The organism is Pseudomonas sp. UBA2684, from assembly GCA_002354655.1.
Taxonomy (GTDB): Bacteria; Pseudomonadota; Gammaproteobacteria; order Pseudomonadales; family Pseudomonadaceae; genus Aquipseudomonas.
Genome location: DELY01000050.1, coordinates 323406 through 339022, shown reverse-complemented (window position 1 = coordinate 339022; position 15617 = coordinate 323406). Strand labels below are relative to the sequence as shown.

At 64.7% G+C, this 15617-nt stretch carries 16 protein-coding genes; 8 read left to right on the top strand and 8 right to left on the bottom strand.

Annotation, left to right across the window (positions count from 1 at the left end; translation table 11 throughout):
* Positions 1-105: 105 nt before the first annotated feature.
* The gene (prlC, locus tag B3M58_RS19280; protein ID WP_296221549.1) at positions 106-2154 is read right to left on the bottom strand and encodes an oligopeptidase A; all 2049 of its coding nucleotides are present in this window, start codon (positions 2152-2154) and stop codon (positions 106-108) included.
* Between the two features lie 123 nt (positions 2155-2277).
* Here prlC and B3M58_RS19275 point away from each other — a divergent pair, with 123 nt between their 5' ends.
* Positions 2278-2820, top strand: coding sequence for a gamma carbonic anhydrase family protein (locus tag B3M58_RS19275; RefSeq protein WP_296221548.1), 543 nt, complete (start codon positions 2278-2280; stop codon positions 2818-2820).
* 14 nt (positions 2821-2834) lie between these two features.
* Complete coding sequence (locus B3M58_RS19270; protein ID WP_296221703.1) at positions 2835-3482, top strand: HAD family hydrolase; 648 nt, start codon at positions 2835-2837, stop codon at positions 3480-3482.
* Between the two features lie 116 nt (positions 3483-3598).
* Here B3M58_RS19270 and B3M58_RS19265 read toward each other — a convergent pair whose 3' ends face one another.
* The gene (locus B3M58_RS19265; protein ID WP_296221547.1) at positions 3599-3829 is read right to left on the bottom strand and encodes a DUF1161 domain-containing protein; all 231 of its coding nucleotides are present in this window, start codon (positions 3827-3829) and stop codon (positions 3599-3601) included.
* Complete coding sequence (locus B3M58_RS19260) at positions 3786-4940, bottom strand: aminopeptidase (protein ID WP_296221545.1); 1155 nt, start codon at positions 4938-4940, stop codon at positions 3786-3788. Before B3M58_RS19260 ends, B3M58_RS19265 begins: the two co-directional genes overlap by 44 nt.
* A gap of 89 nt (positions 4941-5029) precedes the next feature.
* Here B3M58_RS19260 and B3M58_RS19255 point away from each other — a divergent pair, with 89 nt between their 5' ends.
* The gene (locus B3M58_RS19255) at positions 5030-5443 is read left to right on the top strand and encodes a hypothetical protein (RefSeq protein WP_296221544.1); all 414 of its coding nucleotides are present in this window, start codon (positions 5030-5032) and stop codon (positions 5441-5443) included.
* A 51-nt stretch (positions 5444-5494) separates the two neighbouring features.
* Positions 5495-5908 carry a hypothetical protein gene (locus tag B3M58_RS19250; RefSeq protein WP_296221542.1) on the top strand — a complete coding sequence of 138 codons (414 nt, stop codon included), beginning with the start codon at positions 5495-5497 and terminating at the stop codon, positions 5906-5908.
* A 249-nt stretch (positions 5909-6157) separates the two neighbouring features.
* Here the strand turns inward: B3M58_RS19250 and B3M58_RS19245 are convergent, their stop codons facing one another.
* The 3 genes from B3M58_RS19245 to B3M58_RS19235 form a co-directional block, all read right to left on the bottom strand.
* Positions 6158-7153 carry an LLM class flavin-dependent oxidoreductase gene (locus tag B3M58_RS19245; protein ID WP_296221541.1) on the bottom strand — a complete coding sequence of 332 codons (996 nt, stop codon included), beginning with the start codon at positions 7151-7153 and terminating at the stop codon, positions 6158-6160.
* 203 nt (positions 7154-7356) lie between these two features.
* On the bottom strand, positions 7357-7572 hold the full coding sequence (locus B3M58_RS19240) for a dodecin (RefSeq protein ID WP_296221540.1): 216 nt from the start codon (positions 7570-7572) through the stop codon (positions 7357-7359).
* Between the two features lie 107 nt (positions 7573-7679).
* On the bottom strand, positions 7680-8570 hold the full coding sequence (locus tag B3M58_RS19235) for a LysR family transcriptional regulator (RefSeq protein ID WP_296221539.1): 891 nt from the start codon (positions 8568-8570) through the stop codon (positions 7680-7682).
* 122 nt (positions 8571-8692) lie between these two features.
* Here B3M58_RS19235 and trpB point away from each other — a divergent pair, with 122 nt between their 5' ends.
* Positions 8693-9907: a tryptophan synthase subunit beta gene (gene trpB, locus B3M58_RS19230; protein ID WP_296221538.1), complete on the top strand. Its 1215-nt coding sequence runs from the start codon at positions 8693-8695 to the stop codon at positions 9905-9907.
* Complete coding sequence (gene trpA / locus B3M58_RS19225; protein WP_296221537.1) at positions 9907-10716, top strand: tryptophan synthase subunit alpha; 810 nt, start codon at positions 9907-9909, stop codon at positions 10714-10716. The genes trpB and trpA overlap by 1 nt, the downstream gene beginning before the upstream one ends.
* Positions 10717-10758: 42 nt before the next feature.
* On the opposite strand, the gene pbpG is transcribed toward trpA, so the two are convergent.
* Both pbpG and B3M58_RS19215 read right to left on the bottom strand, forming a co-directional pair.
* Positions 10759-11667, bottom strand: a complete 909-nt coding sequence (pbpG, locus tag B3M58_RS19220) for a D-alanyl-D-alanine endopeptidase (RefSeq protein ID WP_296221536.1) — start codon at positions 11665-11667, stop codon at positions 10759-10761.
* Between the two features lie 135 nt (positions 11668-11802).
* Complete coding sequence (locus B3M58_RS19215; protein ID WP_296221534.1) at positions 11803-12723, bottom strand: choline sulfate utilization transcriptional regulator; 921 nt, start codon at positions 12721-12723, stop codon at positions 11803-11805.
* A gap of 112 nt (positions 12724-12835) precedes the next feature.
* Here B3M58_RS19215 and betC point away from each other — a divergent pair, with 112 nt between their 5' ends.
* Together betC and choX are read left to right on the top strand one after the other, a co-directional pair.
* Positions 12836-14344 (top strand): choline-sulfatase, encoded by a 1509-nt coding sequence (gene betC / locus B3M58_RS19210; RefSeq protein ID WP_296221532.1) that lies wholly within the window; start codon positions 12836-12838, stop codon positions 14342-14344.
* Positions 14345-14432: 88 nt separating this feature from the next.
* Positions 14433-15341, top strand: a complete 909-nt coding sequence (gene choX, locus B3M58_RS19205) for a choline ABC transporter substrate-binding protein (protein ID WP_296221702.1) — start codon at positions 14433-14435, stop codon at positions 15339-15341.
* Positions 15342-15617: the final 276 nt, after the last annotated feature.

Genomic DNA, 15617 nt, shown 5'->3' with positions numbered 1-15617 from the left:
CAAGGCAAAAACAGGCGAGGAAGCGGAGTTTACTGGCTGTAAATGAGCTTCCCGAGCCTGTTTTTAACGCAGGATAACCGAGCGCAGTAGTTCTCACGCAGTCTGTCATGCCGCCTCCGTGCTCAGGCCAAGGTGGCGCAGCAGGGCATCGATGCGCGGCTCGCGGCCACGAAAGTCGACGAACAGCACCATCGGTTCCTGCGAGCCGCCACGCGCCAGAATCGCCTCACGGAAGGCGCGCCCGGTGTCGCGGTTGAGTACGCCGTCTTCCTCGAATTTGGAGAAGGCATCGGCGCTCAGCACTTCGGCCCACTTGTAGCTGTAGTAACCCGCCGCGTAACCGCCGGCGAAGATGTGCGCGAAGCTGTTGGGGAAGCGGTTGTAGGCCGGCGGACGCAGCACCGAGACCTCGGCGCGGATGCCTTCGAGCACCTCCAGTACGCTGCGACCGTCGCCATGGCTGGCGTGCAGTTCGAAGTCGAACAGGCTGAACTCGATCTGCCGCACCATCATCAGCCCGGACTGGAAGTTCTTCGCCGCCAGCATCTTGTCCAGCAGGTCCTGCGGCAGCGCCTCGCCGGTCTGGTAGTGGCCGGCGATCAGCGCCAGGCCCTCGGGTTCCCAGCACCAGTTCTCCATAAACTGGCTCGGCAGCTCGACCGCATCCCAGGCCACGCCATTGATGCCCGAAGCGCCGGCGTGCTCAACGCGGGTCAGCAGGTGGTGCAGGCCGTGGCCGAATTCGTGGAACAGGGTGGTGACTTCGTCGTGGGTCAGCAGCGCCGGCTTGCCACCGACGGCAGGAGTGAAATTGCACACCAGGTTGGCCACCGGGCTGATCAGCTTGCCGGCGGCGTCGCGACGCTTGTCGCGCGCGCCGTCCATCCAGGCACCGCCACGCTTATTGGCGCGGGCGTAGAGGTCGAAGAAGAAGCGCCCGACATGCTGGCCGTTCTCCTTGATCTCGAACAAGCGCACGTCCGGGTGCCAGCTGTCGAAGTCGGACAGCTCTTCGATCTGGATGCCGTAAAGCTTTTCGACAATGGTGAACAGGCCGGTCAGCACCTTGTCGATGGGGAAGTAGGCGCGGAGGATTTCCTGGGAAATGCTGTAGCGCTGCTCGCGCAGTTTCTCGCTGTAGTAGCCGACGTCCCAGCTTTGCAGGTCGTTGCAGCCCTGCTCGGCGGCGAAGGCTTGCAGCTCTTGCAGATCCTGGGCGGCGAACGGCTTGCCGCGTACCCCGAGGTCACGCAGGAAGTTCAGCACCTGGTCGGTGCTTTCCGCCATCTTGCTGGCCAGGCTCAGCTCGCTGTAGCTGGCGAAACCGAGCAGGCCGGCCAGTTCCTGGCGCAGGTCGAGGATCTCGGCCATCACCGGGCCGTTGTCGTGCTGTCCGGCGTTCGGCCCCTGGTCGGAGGCGCGGGTGCAGTAGGCGGCGTAGACCTCTTCGCGCAGGGCGCGGTGGTCGGCGTAGGTCATCACCGCGAAGTAGCTGGGGAATTCCAGGCTGATCAGCCAGCCGTCCAGGCCCTTGGCGGCGGCCGCCTGCTGCATCTGCGCCTTGGCCGAGTCGGTCAGCCCGGCCAGAGTGGCTTCGTCGGTGACGTGTTTGGTCCAGGCCTGGGTGGCGTCGAGCAACTGGTTGGAGAAGCGGCTGGCCAGCTCCGACAACTTCATCTGCACCGCACCGTAGCGCTGCTGCTCCGCGATCGGCAGGTCGATACCGGACAGGCGGAAATCGCGCAGGGCGTGTTCGAGGATGGTCTGCTGCGCCACATCGAAGCCGGCGGCCGGCGGGCTACTGGCCAAGGCCTGATAGGCCTCGAACAACGCGCGGTTCTGCCCCAGTTCGGTGGCGTATTCGGACAGCTTCGGCAGGCACGCTTCATAGGCCGCGCGCAGCTCGGCGTTGTTGCACACCGCATTGAGGTGGCTGACCGGGCTCCAGGCCCGCCCCAGGCGATCGTTCAGCTCGTCCAGCGCCAGCACCAGGCCATCCCAGCTCGGTGTGCCAGACTGTTGGCTAAGCAGTTCGACGAGCGCTGCCCGGTTATCGGTGAGGATCGCGTCCACCGCCGGCTCGACATGCGCCGGCAGGATGGCGGAATAGGGTGGCAGGTCGAATTGCTGCAGGAGGGGATTGCTGGCAGTCACGGGCAAGCACCTGTAATGCGAAGGAGAGAATTGGGTTATTGGGCCAAGCAAGGCATTTAACAACCCGTATGCCCTGCATCTTAATTAGAATCCGGGCAAATCGCAGCTCAAGAGGTTTCTATCGTGGCGATACGCAGTTACCAACACTTCACCCCGCAACTCGGCGAGCGGGTGTTCGTCGATGCCTCCGCCGTGGTCCTCGGCGACGTGGAAATTGGCACCGACAGTTCGGTCTGGCCGCTGGTGGTGATTCGCGGCGACATGCACAGCATCCGCATCGGCGAACGCAGCAGCGTGCAGGACGGCAGCGTGCTGCACATCACCCACGCCGGGCCGTTCAACCCCGGCGGCTACCCGCTGAACATCGGCGACGATGTGACCATCGGGCACAAGGTCACCCTGCACGGTTGCAGCATCGGCAACCGGGTGCTGATCGGCATGGGCAGCATCGTCATGGACGGCGTGGTGATCGAGGACGAAGTGGTGCTCGGCGCCGGCAGCCTGGTGCCACCGGGCAAGCGCCTGGAAAGCGGCTACCTGTACGTTGGCAGCCCGGCCAAACAGGCGCGCGCACTGAGCGACAAGGAGCGCAGCTACTTCCGCTACAGCGCCGACAACTACGTGCGCTTGAAAGATCAGCACCTGATGGAAGGCTATACCCGTTGATGCTTGGTCACGGACTGCACTACCAGAACATCCTTTTCGACCTCGACGGCACCCTCACCGACCCGCGCGAGGGCATCACCCGCTCGGTGCAATACGCCCTGGCGCAGTTGGGTATCGACGAGCCGGACCTACAGGCGCTGGAGCACTTTATCGGCCCGCCGCTGTTGCAGTGTTTTATGCACAGTTACCACTTCGACGAAGCCACGGCCTGGCAGGCGGTCAACCACTACCGCGCGCGTTTCAAAGTCAGCGGGCTGTACGAGAACCGTGTCTTCGAAGGGGTCGAGGCGCTGCTCTCGGCGCTCGGCGAGCAGGGCCGCACGCTGTATATCGCCACCAGCAAGCCGACCGTGTTTGCCGAGCAGATTGCCCGGCATTTCGACTTTGCCCGGCACTTCAAGGTGATCTACGGCAGCGAGCTGGACGGCACCCGCACTGACAAGGTCGAGCTGATCCACTACCTGCTGCAACAAGAAGGCCTAGAGCCGGCGCAGAGCCTGATGATCGGCGACCGCAAGCACGACCTGATCGGCGCGCGGCGCAATGGCCTACACGCGGCGGCGGTGGGCTATGGCTTTGGCAGCATCGAGGAATTGCAGGGCGAGGCGCCGACCTATCACTTCCAGACCCTGGCCGAGCTGCACCAGGCCTTGCTGGGATAAAGCCTAGGCTGGGTATCGCGGTGGCTGGCGCCGCCTGACTGGCCTGGCCTGGCCTGCGTGGCGGCCCGGCGGCCCACCTAGGCGGCCCCTCCTAGGCGGCCCCCCCCATCCAACATTTAGCCGTTTTTCTGGTAGATGATTTTCTTCGTGCCGTTGTCGCAGCTGCCGACCACCATGCTCTGGTCGTGCACCTCGTCGTTGCTGACGATCTCCAGGGTGTAACTGGGCACGCCAGCGGCCTGGATCGTCACTTCGATTTCCTGCTTAAGCTCTGCGCACGGCTTGGGTGCTGCCAGCGCAGCGCTACTCAACAGGCCAAGCACCACGACCATTGTCCATCGGTTCATCGCCAACCTCCTCTCTCGCCTGCGTTTGACCGGCGCGCCGCTCAGCAAGTTCTAAGCGTTCAAGTGCCTGGGTACGCGCCTCGAGCGGCAACGCGCCCAACGCCGCGACGCGTAGGTAAAACTGCGGCCAGTCGCCAGCGACCTCGCTGAACAACGCCGCGAACGCCGGCACCCACTGATCGTAGAGGCCAAATGGCAGCAGCTTGGCGTTATTCAACGGCGCCTCGATCCAGGCGTCGTAACGCCCGACACCGTCCCACTCGCGCGCGCGCAGGCTGCGGTACTCGCGGCGCAGGCGTTCGAACTCGGCCTGCTTGCCGGCACGCATGGCCGCCACCGGCAGCGCACTGGCGTACAGCTGTTCCAGGCGGTCGCGACTGGCCAGCACCAGGGCGATGAACTGGTCGCGCTGCTGCGCGCCCTGCACATCGGCAGGCGCTAAACCGCGCGCCGTACGCCACTGACGCAGGCCTTGCTGCTCGACGAAGGTAGCGAAGGATTCGTTGAACGCGGTGTCGTCGGCCACATACAACTGCTGATGCGCCAACTCGTGGAAGATCACCGCGATCAGCCGTTCGTCGCTCCAGCGCAGCATGCTGTTGAGGATCGGGTCGTCGAACCAGCCCAGGGTCGAGTACGCCTCGACCCCACCCAGGTAGGTGTCCAGGCCTTGCTGCTTGAGCAGCGCCGCCGCCCCGCGCGCGCCGCCCTGGCGGTAGTAGCCGCGATAGGCCACGCAGCCGGCGATGGGGAAGCAGTGCAGTTGCGGCGCGAGCGAGAACTCTGGCGTGGCGAACAGGTTCCACACCACGAACGGCCGCTGCAGATCGGCGTACAGCCGATAGCTACGGTTATCCGGCAAGCCCAGCTGGGCGCTAGCGAAGTCGCGCGCCTGCTGGGCCAGGGCCAGGCGCCGACGCAGTTCGGGGTCGCGCGCGGGGTCGGCAAGAATCGCCGCCACCGGCTCGCGGCGCTGCAACAGGTCGAGCTGGCCCGCGAGCAATTGCCCGTAATAGCTGACGCTGGCACAACCGCTCAGCGCCAGGGCGGCGAACAGCGGAACCGCGCGGCGTAAGCAATGGTCGAGTAAGCAGAGGAGAGACGATGACATGCCGCGACACTACTGCATCGCACGCGGCACCCGCCAGTCGGCGCTGTCGCTCAGCCGTTTTTTCACCGCGTCCGCTTTCGGAGCCCTGCATGCGCATGCCGTTGCTGTTCACCGCCGTACTTGCCATGGGCGGCTGCGCCTGGCTGCCGGCGCACGACCCCCAGCAGGCCTGGATCGAGCTGCACCCGCATGCGTCCAGCGAGCTGCTGGCCGCCGCCGTGGACGATCAGCCGCTGGACGACCCACGTTTTTTCCAGGTCAGCCCCGGCGCCCATGAGCTGCAAGCCCACCTGCGTTTCAGGGTGGCCGCCAGCAATGTGGGCGCGAACAGCCAAGGTCAGCCTCGCACGTGCCAGGTGCTGCTTCAGTACGCGGACTTCAGCGCCGGCCAGCGTTATCGCCTGGTGGCCGGAAACATCGGCTTCCGCGCCTGGTCAAAGCTCTACGATGCGCAGAATCGCTTGCTGGCGCGCGGCCGCGAAGGCCGTTGCGGCGAGCTGTAGAGCGAACAGCGCTATGCTGCAACCCTCACCGCTACCACCGAGATGATCGCCATGCGCCCCATCGTCCTGCTTGCCAGCCTGTTCGTCCTCAGTGCCTGTTCTTCACCCGTGCCCAAGCCCGACCCCGGCCAGGCCTGGATTGAGCTGTACACCACGGCCAGCGATCTGCTGATGGCCGACAAGCTCGACGGCGAACGCCTCAACGATGGACGCTACTTCCAGGTGCCTCCGGGTGCCCACGAACTGCAAGCGCGCTTTCAGTTCGAAGTGCAGGGCGGCGGCAACCTGATGTCCGAGCCGATTCAGCGCACCTGCGAGATTCGCGTGCGCTATGACGACTTCCAGGCCGGCCAGCGCTATCGCCTGGAGGCGCGCGCGCTGGTCATGAGTGCCCAGGCCTGGCTCTACGACGAGCAACGCAACGTGCTGGCCCGCGGCAAGGTGCTGCGCTGCGGCATTTTCTAGGCTCCCCGTTATGTGTTGAAGCGTGGGGCCGGCTAGGCAATGTCTGGGACGCGGTAATGCGTAGGGTGGGTTAGGCACGAGACCACGGACTAGCGGCTGCTGCATAGTCAATTGCGCCGTAACCCACCAGAGGGGCTAGGCCGATTAGCGCTGGGGGGGTTACGTGGCGCACCCATTGCGCAGTCGCTTTGCCAGCCCGCCTCAGCGCCACTAACCCACCCTACCGAATCGACGTGGCTGAAACCCAGCTCAGCGCAGCTGCGCGAGGAGGTCGAAGGCATGTAGGCGGTCGGCGAAGTCGTACAGGTCGCAGGTGAAGATCAGCTCGTCGGCGCCGGTTTGCTCCAGCAGCAGCTCCAGGCGCGCCCGCACCTTGTCCGGGCCACCGATCATGGCCATGCCGAAGAAACTGCTGACTGCCTCTTTCTCATGCGGCAACCACAGCCCCTCCATGCTGCGCACCGGCGGCTGTTGCAGCATGCTCTGGCCACGGATCAAGGCGAGAATCCGTTGGTAGGCCGAGGTCGCCAGGTAGTTGGCCTGCTCGTCGCTGTCGGCCACAAGCAGCGGCACGCCGAGCATCACGTAGGGCTGGTCGAGCACGGCGGATGGCTTGAAGTGGTTGCGGTAGACGCGAATCGCCTCGTGCATGTAACGCGGCGCGAAGTGCGAGGCGAAGGCATACGGCAGGCCCTTCTCGCCGGCCAACTGGGCGCTGAACAGACTGGAACCGAGCAACCAGATGGGCACGTTGGTGCCGCTGCCCGGCATGGCGATCACCCGCTGCTCCGGCGTGCGCGGGCCGAGGTAACGCTGTAATTCCTCGACATCCTGGGGGAAGTCGTCGGCGCTACCCGAGCGCGCGCGGCGCAACGCCTGGGCGGTGAATTGATCGGAGCCCGGCGCACGGCCCAGCCCCAGGTCGATCCGCCCTGGATACAGGGTGGCGAGGGTGCCGAACTGCTCGGCGATCACCAGCGGTGCGTGATTGGGCAGCATCACGCCGCCGGAGCCGACGCGGATGGTCGACGTACCAGCGGCCAGGTAGCCGAGCAACACGGCGGTCGCCGAGCTGGCAATGCCATCCATGTTGTGGTGCTCGGCCACCCAGAAGCGGGTGAAGCCGAGCTTTTCGACATGCTGGGCCAAAGCCAGGGAATTGCGCAGCGCCTGCTCGGGGCCGCCGTCTGCGCGGATTGATGCAAGATCGAGGGTGGAAAATTTGCTCTCTGCTAACGCGCTCATCGGCCCTACCTGTCTGGTTACACGGTGCCATTGGCGCACCCAGCGCGCCAATACCCGAGTTAAATAGTGGGGCTTATCCTAAGGATTCCAAGGGCGCGCGACCAGCAGGCACTTTTCAGTGCTATAGGCACCCGTGAGTAAGCAAGCAGGGCGCGTGGCCTGCCCAGCGGCAACGATCCGCACGCGGCAGCGCGGTGCGGACGTCAGCTATTGCCGATGCGGAAGCCGACTTTGAGGGTCACCTGGTAGTGGCCAACCTTGCCGTTTTCGATATGGCCGCGGGTTTCCACCACTTCGAACCAATCGAGGTTGCGGATCGATTTGGCGCACTCGCCCAGGGCATTGTTGATCGCCTCATCGATGCTGTTTTTCGACGAGCCGACGATCTCGATCTTCTTGTAGGTGTGGTGGTCCGACATAGCGTTTTCTCCACTGATGGATAGTTAAAACGCTAGTCGATCCGGCACAAATTCGTGACATATATTTGGCATATCCAGCCAAACTAAAGGTGATAGTCAAAAATACGTCATGCACTGGCCAATTCATGACGCAACCAGTCGGCCAACTGCTCGCCGCGCTTGTCCAGGCGCCGCGCCGGGAGCCACAGCGCCAAGCGCGCCGGGGTTTCGACAAAGCCCCAGGGCGCGACCAGCCGCCCAGCACTCAGGTCGTCGGCCACCAGCTGTTGCGGCGCGATAGCGACGCCGAGGCCGGCGGCCGCCGCCTCCAGCAGGTAGTAGAGGTGCTCGAAGCCCTGGCCAAGCTTGAGCGCCGCGCTGTCCAGAGCGTTGCGCGCCGCCCAGCTCGGCCAGGCCTGCGGGCGCGAACTGGTGTGCAGCAGCGGCTCGCCGAGCAACGCGGCGGGCGGAGCCTGGTGCAGCGCGGCAAAGCGCGCGTAACGCGGGCTCAGCACCGGGCCGATACGCTCCACGGTCAACTCGTAGACCTGCATATCCGCCGGCCAGGGCGGCTCGGCGAAGCACAGGGTGGCGTCCACTCCAGTGCGGCGCGGGTCCAGCTCGCCCTCACTGGCCGAGAGTTGCAGGCGCAGCTCCGGTAGCTCGCGATTGAGCCGATCCAGCCGTGGGATAAACCAGCGCGCCAGCAGGCTGCCGGGGCAGGCCAGGACGAACGGCGCGTGCGCCTGGTCTTGCTGCAACTCGGCGCAGACCAGACGCAGGCGCTCGAAGGCCTCACTGCTGACATCGCGCAGGCGCATACCGGAATCTGTGAGTTTAAGGCCGCGGCCGTCCTTGCTGAACAGTGCCAGCCCGAGGTGTTCTTCCAGCGCGCGAATCTGCCGGCTGACCGCGCCATGAGTGACGTGCAACTCATCGGCGGCCAGACTGACACTGAGCAGACGCGCGGCGGCCTCGAAGGCACGCAGGGCATTAAGCGGTGGAAGGTCCTGGCTCATGTGTGAGTTTTCCTGACAGGTTGCGGCGATCTTATCGCTTTTGCCGCGCAGCCCACAGCCTTATCCTATGTCCATTGTCGGTAAACCCTGCGTTTACCGGCCCGACTTCACAGGAGAACACCATGACTTCCTTGCGCAACGGCCCTGACGCCACCGGCCTGTTCGGCTCGTTCGGCGGCCAATATGTCGCCGAAACCCTGATGCCGTTGATCCACGACCTGGCCGCCGAATACCAGAAGGCCAAGGCCGATCCGGAATTCCTCAAGGAGCTGGCCTACTTCCAGCGTGATTTCGTCGGCCGCCCGAGCCCGCTGTATTTCGCCGAGCGCCTGACCGAGATGTGCGGCGGCGCGAAGATCTACTTCAAGCGTGAAGAGCTCAATCACACTGGCGCGCACAAGATCAACAACTGCATCGGCCAGGCCCTGCTGGCGCGGCGCATGGGCAAGAAACGCATCATCGCCGAGACCGGCGCCGGCATGCACGGCGTGGCCACCGCCACCGTGGCGGCGCGCTTCGGCATGGATTGCGTGATCTTTATGGGCACCACCGACATCGATCGCCAGCAGGCCAACGTGTTCCGCATGAAGCTGCTGGGGGCCACCGTGATCCCAGTGGTCGCCGGTACCGGCACCCTGAAAGATGCGATGAACGAAGCGCTGCGCGACTGGGTAACCAACGTCGACAACACCTTCTACATGATTGGCACCGTGGCCGGCCCGCACCCGTACCCGGCGATGGTGCGCGACTTCCAGGCGGTGATCGGCAAGGAAACCCGCGAGCAGATTCTCGCCCAGGAAGGCCGTCTGCCCGACAGCCTGGTGGCCTGCATCGGCGGCGGCTCCAACGCCATCGGCCTGTTCCACCCGTTCCTCGACGATAAGGATGTGCAGATCGTCGGCGTCGAAGCCGCCGGTTACGGCATTGAAACCGGCAAGCACGCGGCCAGCCTGAACGGTGGCGTACCCGGCGTGCTGCACGGCAACCGCACCTTCCTGCTGCAGGACGACGATGGCCAGATCATCGACGCCCACTCGATTTCCGCCGGCCTGGATTACCCCGGCATCGGCCCGGAACACGCCTGGTTGCACGACGTCGGCCGGGTTGAATACACCTCGGTGACCGACGACGAAGCCCTGGCCGCGTTCCACACCTGCTGCCGCCTGGAGGGCATCATCCCGGCCCTGGAAAGCGCCCACGCCCTGGCCGAAGCCTTCAAGCGTGCGCCGAAGCTGCCCAAGGAGCACCTGATGGTGATCAACCTGTCCGGCCGTGGCGACAAAGACATGCAGACCGTTATGCACCACATGGAAAACACCGCGCAGGAGAAACACTGATGAGCCGCCTGCAAAGCCGCTTTGCCGAGCTGAAACAACAGAACCGCGCCGCCCTGGTGACCTTCGTCACCGCCGGTGACCCGGGCTATGACGCCTCCCTGGCGATTCTCAAGGGCCTGCCGAAAGCCGGTGCCGATGTGATCGAACTGGGCATGCCGTTTACCGACCCGATGGCTGACGGCCCGGCCATCCAGCTGGCGAATATTCGTGCGCTGGAAGGCCAGCAAGACCTGGCCAAGACCCTGCAGATGGTCCGCGAATTCCGCGAGGGCGAGCAGGCCACGCCGCTGGTGCTGATGGGTTACTTCAACCCGATCCACAAGTACGGCGTCGAGCGCTTTATCGCCGAAGCCAAGCAGTCGGGCGTCGACGGCTTGATCGTGGTCGACCTGCCGCCGGAACATAACGCCGACCTGTGCGACCCGGCACAAGTCGCGGGCCTCGATTTCATCCGCCTGACCACCCCGACCACCGACGACAAGCGCCTGCCGAAGGTGCTGAACGGCAGCTCCGGCTTCGTCTATTACGTCTCGGTGGCCGGTGTCACCGGTGCCGGTGCGGCCACCCTGGAGCACGTCGAGCAAGCCGTGACCCGCCTGCGCCGGCACACCGATTTGCCACTGTGCATCGGCTTCGGCATCCGCACTCCTGAGCATGCGGCGACCATCGCTCGCCTGGCCGATGGCGTGGTGGTGGGCTCGGCGCTGATCGACCAGATCGCCAACGCGGCCACCACCGAGCAGGCCGTGGATGGCGTGCTCAGCCTGTGCAGCCAGCTGGCTGAAGGTGTACGCGGCGCCCGCCTGTAACGGCGGCGGCGCGCACTGCTGGGCTAACGCCCGCCCTGGCGCTTACTGCGTGGCATGCAGCTGGCGCTGGGCCATTTTCTGCTGGCGGTAGCTGATCGCGGCGGCCGGAACCGGAGTGATCTTGCCGGTTTCCAGCCACTTCTTCAGGCGGTTGGCGTCAGCCATGTGGGTGTATTTGCCGAAGGCATCGAGCACCACGAACGCCACCTGGCGCTGGTTCATCACCGTGCGCATCACCAGGCAGTGCCCAGCCTCATCGGTGAAGCCGGTCTTGGTCAGCTGCACATTCCAGTTGGCTTTGCGCACCAGGGCATTGGTGTTGCGAAAACCCAGGGTGTAGTTGGGCTTGCGAAAGGCCACGGTTTTTTCCGCGGTGGTGCTCAGTTGGCTGAGCAGCGGGTACTGCTGGCTGGCTTTGAGCAGCAGCACCAGGTCGTTGGCAGTGGCGACGTTGTGCTCGGACAGCCCGGTCGGCTCGACGAAGCGGCTGCGGCTCATGCCCAAGGCGCGGGCCTTGGCGTTCATCGCCGCGATAAAAGCCGTGTGGCCGCCTGGGTAATGGTGCGCCAGGCTGGCCGAGGCGCGATTTTCCGAGGACATCAGCGCCAGCAGCAGCATGTCGCGGCGGCTGAGCTCGCTCCCCACCCGCACGCGGGAGAACACGCCGCGCATTTCCTCGGTGTCGCGGATGACGATCGGCAGCACTTCATCCAGCGGCAACTTGGCATCCAGGGTGACCATGGCGGTCATCAGCTTGGTCACCGAGGCAATCGGCACCACCACATCGGGGTTGCTCGAGTAGAGCACTTCGTTGGTTTTCAGGTCGACCAGCAGGGCGCTGCCGGCGGCCAGTTCCTGGCGCGGCGCGGCCTTGTTGGCGGCGTGGAGGTTCGATGCAACTACAACGCAGCTGCACAGCAGCAGGCTTACTATCGACTGACGGATTTTCACGGCGGCGCTTCACGGGCTAAGTGGAGGAGGGCCAGAACGGCGGGTTTTGGCCGCGACAGTATACGGAAATCAACGGCCTTGCTTGCAGTGTAGGGCGCCTGCAACGCGGCATTTCGTCCGTTCGGCGGAGCGCCTTCAGGGCGTTGCGGCCTCGCGCGCCAGCTCGGTCTGCAACCACTCGACGAACTGCCCGGTCAGGCGCTGGCGGCGTTTGCGCTCGGGCAACACCACGTAATAACCGAAGTCGGAATGCGCCTCGCCGCTACAGGCCCGGCACAGCAGCCCCTGAGTGAGCAGCTCGTCGACCAGGTGACGCCAGCCGATGGCCACGCCCTGGCCGGCAATCGCCGCCTGGATCAGCAGGGTGTAGTTATCGAAGCGCAGGCTGCCTGGGCTGGGCGTCTCGGCGATGCCGAAAGCGCGAAACACGCCGCTCCAGTCGAACCAGCGCGAGCGGCTTTCCGGGCGCAGGTGCAGCAGCGGCAAGTTCACCAACGCTGCGGGCGGCAGGGGCAGCATCTGGCCCTTGAGCAGGCGCGGGCTGCACACCGGGAAGACTTCCTCGCCGAACAGCAGGTGCGCCTCGCCATGCTTGAAGCGCCCGTCGCCAAAACTGATCGCCACGTCGATCTCCGGCGACAGGCTGGCGAGGTCGCGCGCGCTGGTGATCAGGCTGACATCCACCTCGGGGTACAACTGGTTGAAGCGTTGCAGGCGCGGCATCAACCAGTAGGCGGCGAAGGCGAAGTCGGTGGCCACCTGCAACACCTCGTGCTGCTGTTGCGCGGTGACCACCGTCAACCCGGCATCCAGGCTCTCCAGCCCTTCCTGGACATAGTGCAACAGCACCTCACCGGCCTCGGTCAGGGCAATCCCGCGGTACACCCGGTCGAACAGGCGCACCGCCAACTGCTGCTCCAGGCGCTTGATCTGCTGGCTGATCGCCGGCTGACTGCTGCCCAGCTCGGTGGCGGCGGCGGTAAAACTCAGGTGGCGGGCAGCGGCCTCGAACACGCGCAGCACGTCCAGAGACAATCCATCAATGCGTTCAAACATAAGCTGTGCTTATCCGAGCCATGTATTCACAGCGGGTTTACCGCTATCCCACTTGGCCTGATGATCGAAGCAGCACTGTCGCATAAATCTTTTATATGGAACACAGGCTGCCATGAAACGCCCGAACATCCTCTTCATCATGGCCGACCAGATGGCCGCGCCAATTCTGCCGCTGCACGACGCCGCCTCGCCGATCAAGATGCCGCACCTGATGCGCCTGGCCGCAGAGGCCGTGGTGTTCGATGCGGCCTACTGCAACAGCCCACTCTGCGCGCCGTCGCGTTTCACCCTGGTCAGCGGCCAGTTGCCGAGCAAGATCGGCGCCTACGACAACGCCGCCGACTTCCCCGCCGATGTGCCGACCTACGCCCACTACCTGCGCCGCCTCGGCTACCGCACCGCGCTGTCGGGCAAGATGCACTTCTGCGGCCCGGACCAGCTGCACGGCTACGAGGAGCGCCTGACCAGCGACATCTACCCGGCGGATTACGGCTGGGCGGTGAACTGGGACGCCCCAGAGGAACGCCTGAGCTGGTTCCACAACATGTCCTCAGTGCTGCAAGCCGGGCCATGCGTGCGCACCAACCAGCTGGATTTCGATGAGGAAGTGGTGTTCAAGGCCCAGCAGTACCTCTACGACCACGCGCGCATGAGCGCCGAACAGCCGTTCTGCCTGACCGTGTCGATGACCCACCCGCACGACCCCTACACCATCCCCGCAGAATTCTGGGACCTCTACCAGGACGTCGACATTCCGCTGCCCAGCCAGGTCATCGACCAAGCCGCGCAGGACCCGCATTCGCAGCGCCTGATGAAAGTCATCGACCTGTGGGACAAGCCGCTGCCCGAACACAAGATCAAGGATGCGCGGCGTGCCTACTTCGGCGCCTGCAGCTACATCGACAGCAATATCGGCAAGCTGCTGAAGACCCTGAGCGACTGCAACCTGGCCGACGACACCCTCATCGTGTTCTCCGGCGACCACGGCGACATGCTCGGCGAGCGCGGCCTCTGGTACAAAATGCACTGGTTCGAGATGGCCGCCCGCGTGCCCCTGCTGGTGCATGCGCCGAAGCATTTCAGCGCCCGCCGCGTGAGCCAGGCGGTGTCGACCCTGGACCTGCTGCCGACCTTCGTCGAGCTGGCCGGCGGCACTCTCGAACCCGACCTGCCACTGGACGGCCGCTCACTGCTGGCGCACCTGCACGGCAGCGGCGGGCACGATGAAGTGCTCGGCGAATACATGGCCGAAGGCACCACCAGCCCGCTGATGATGATTCGCCGCGGCGCCTGGAAATTCATCTACTCGGAGCAGGACCCGCTGCTGCTGTTCGACCTGCACCACGACCCGCAGGAGCGCGAAAACCTCGCCGCCAGCGCCGATCACCAGACCATGCTGAGCGCCTTCGTCGACGAAGCCCGCGCGCGCTGGAACATCCCGGCGATCCACCAGGCGACCCTGGCCAGCCAACGCCGGCGGCGCTTCGTCGCCGAGGCGCTGAGCCAGGGCACGCTGAAAAGCTGGGACCATCAACCCCTGGTCGATGCCAGCCAACAATACATGCGCAACCACATCGACCTCGATGACCTGGAGCGCCGCGCCCGTTATCCACAACCCTGACCGCGGGAGATTACCGACGGCGGATGATCCACGCTGTACCCATAACCAAGAAGCTGAGGGGAGAGAAGGCATGCACACACGACGCATAATGTTCGCCGGCGGCCTGCTACTGGCCGCCACCACATTCCAGGCCCAGGCCGAGGACGCCAGTTGCGCCACGGTGAAACTGGGCGATCCCGGCTGGAGCGACATCGCCGTGACCAACGGCATCGCCAGCTTCCTGCTCGATGGCCTCGGCTATAAGGTGCAGACCCAGACCCTGGCAGTGCCGATCATCTTCGCCGGCTTGCAGAAGGGCCAGGTGGACGTGTTCCTCGGCAACTGGATGCCGGCGCAGCAAAGCAACTACGACAAATTCGTTGCCAGCGGCGAGGTCGACAAGCTGGTGGAGAATCTCGGCGGCACCGAGTACACCCTGGCCGTGCCGACCTATGCCTTCGAGGCCGGGGTGAAGACCTTCGCCGACCTGGAAAAGCACGCCGCCAAGTTCGACAAGAAAATCTACGGCATCGGCTCCGGCGCGCCGGCCAACGAATCAATCAAGCAGATGATCGACGCCAACGAGTTCGGCCTGAAGGACTGGAAGTTGGTGGAGTCCAGCGAACAGGCGATGCTGGTGCAGGTCGGCCGGGCGGTGAAGCGCGAGCAGTTCGTGGCATTTCTCGGCTGGACCCCACACCCGATGAACGTGCAATACGACATGCGCTACCTCAAGGGCGGCGAGAAGTACTTCGGTGCCAGCGGCAGCGTCAACACCCTGGCCCGCAAAGGCTATGCCGCACAGTGCACGAACGTCGGCAAGCTGCTGAGCAACCTGACCTTCACCCAGGACATGGAGAACGCCATCATGGACCAGGTGCTGAGCAAGCAAGCGAGCAATGCCGAGGCGATCAAGGCCTGGCTGCAAGCCAACCCGGCGGTGCTCGACGGCTGGTTGCAGGGCGTCAACAGCCGCGACGGCGGCGATGGCCTGGCCGCGGTGAAGGCGCAACTTTGACATAGCCGCCCGATTGCGTAGGGTGGGTGCAGGTTTGGCCGTACGCTGGGCTGTCTCAGCAAGAACCCGCGCTTCCGTAGGCAGGGTTAGACGCGTATGCGGTTCTGCGCGCAAGCAGCCGGAACTGGCGCCGCTAACCCAGCCTACGCGGTTGCTGCGCTTGCCTGCCAGGCACGGCCTTGTTTCCGGCTGACCCGTGAAGAGCCCTTATTTAGGCTCTGTACCCGTTAAATGTTGATGCAGACCGCCATCACGTGGGAGCGGCTTTAGCCGCGA

Bases quoted from the DNA above. Each gene is read 5' to 3' on its own strand.
- B3M58_RS19265 (WP_296221547.1), bottom strand. From the start codon at position 3,829: ATGAACCGATGGACAATGGTCGTGGTGCTTGGCCTGTTGAGTAGCGCT.
- B3M58_RS19260 (WP_296221545.1), bottom strand. From the start codon at position 4,940: ATGTCATCGTCTCTCCTCTGCTTACTCGACCATTGCTTACGCCGCGCG.
- B3M58_RS19255 (WP_296221544.1), top strand. From the start codon at position 5,030: ATGCGCATGCCGTTGCTGTTCACCGCCGTACTTGCCATGGGCGGCTGC.
- B3M58_RS19250 (WP_296221542.1), top strand. From the start codon at position 5,495: ATGCGCCCCATCGTCCTGCTTGCCAGCCTGTTCGTCCTCAGTGCCTGT.
- B3M58_RS19245 (WP_296221541.1), bottom strand. From the start codon at position 7,153: ATGAGCGCGTTAGCAGAGAGCAAATTTTCCACCCTCGATCTTGCATCA.
- B3M58_RS19240 (WP_296221540.1), bottom strand. From the start codon at position 7,572: ATGTCGGACCACCACACCTACAAGAAGATCGAGATCGTCGGCTCGTCG.
- B3M58_RS19235 (WP_296221539.1), bottom strand. From the start codon at position 8,570: ATGAGCCAGGACCTTCCACCGCTTAATGCCCTGCGTGCCTTCGAGGCC.
- trpB (WP_296221538.1), top strand. From the start codon at position 8,693: ATGACTTCCTTGCGCAACGGCCCTGACGCCACCGGCCTGTTCGGCTCG.
- trpA (WP_296221537.1), top strand. From the start codon at position 9,907: ATGAGCCGCCTGCAAAGCCGCTTTGCCGAGCTGAAACAACAGAACCGC.
- B3M58_RS19215 (WP_296221534.1), bottom strand. From the start codon at position 12,723: ATGTTTGAACGCATTGATGGATTGTCTCTGGACGTGCTGCGCGTGTTC.
- betC (WP_296221532.1), top strand. From the start codon at position 12,836: ATGAAACGCCCGAACATCCTCTTCATCATGGCCGACCAGATGGCCGCG.
- choX (WP_296221702.1), top strand. From the start codon at position 14,433: ATGTTCGCCGGCGGCCTGCTACTGGCCGCCACCACATTCCAGGCCCAG.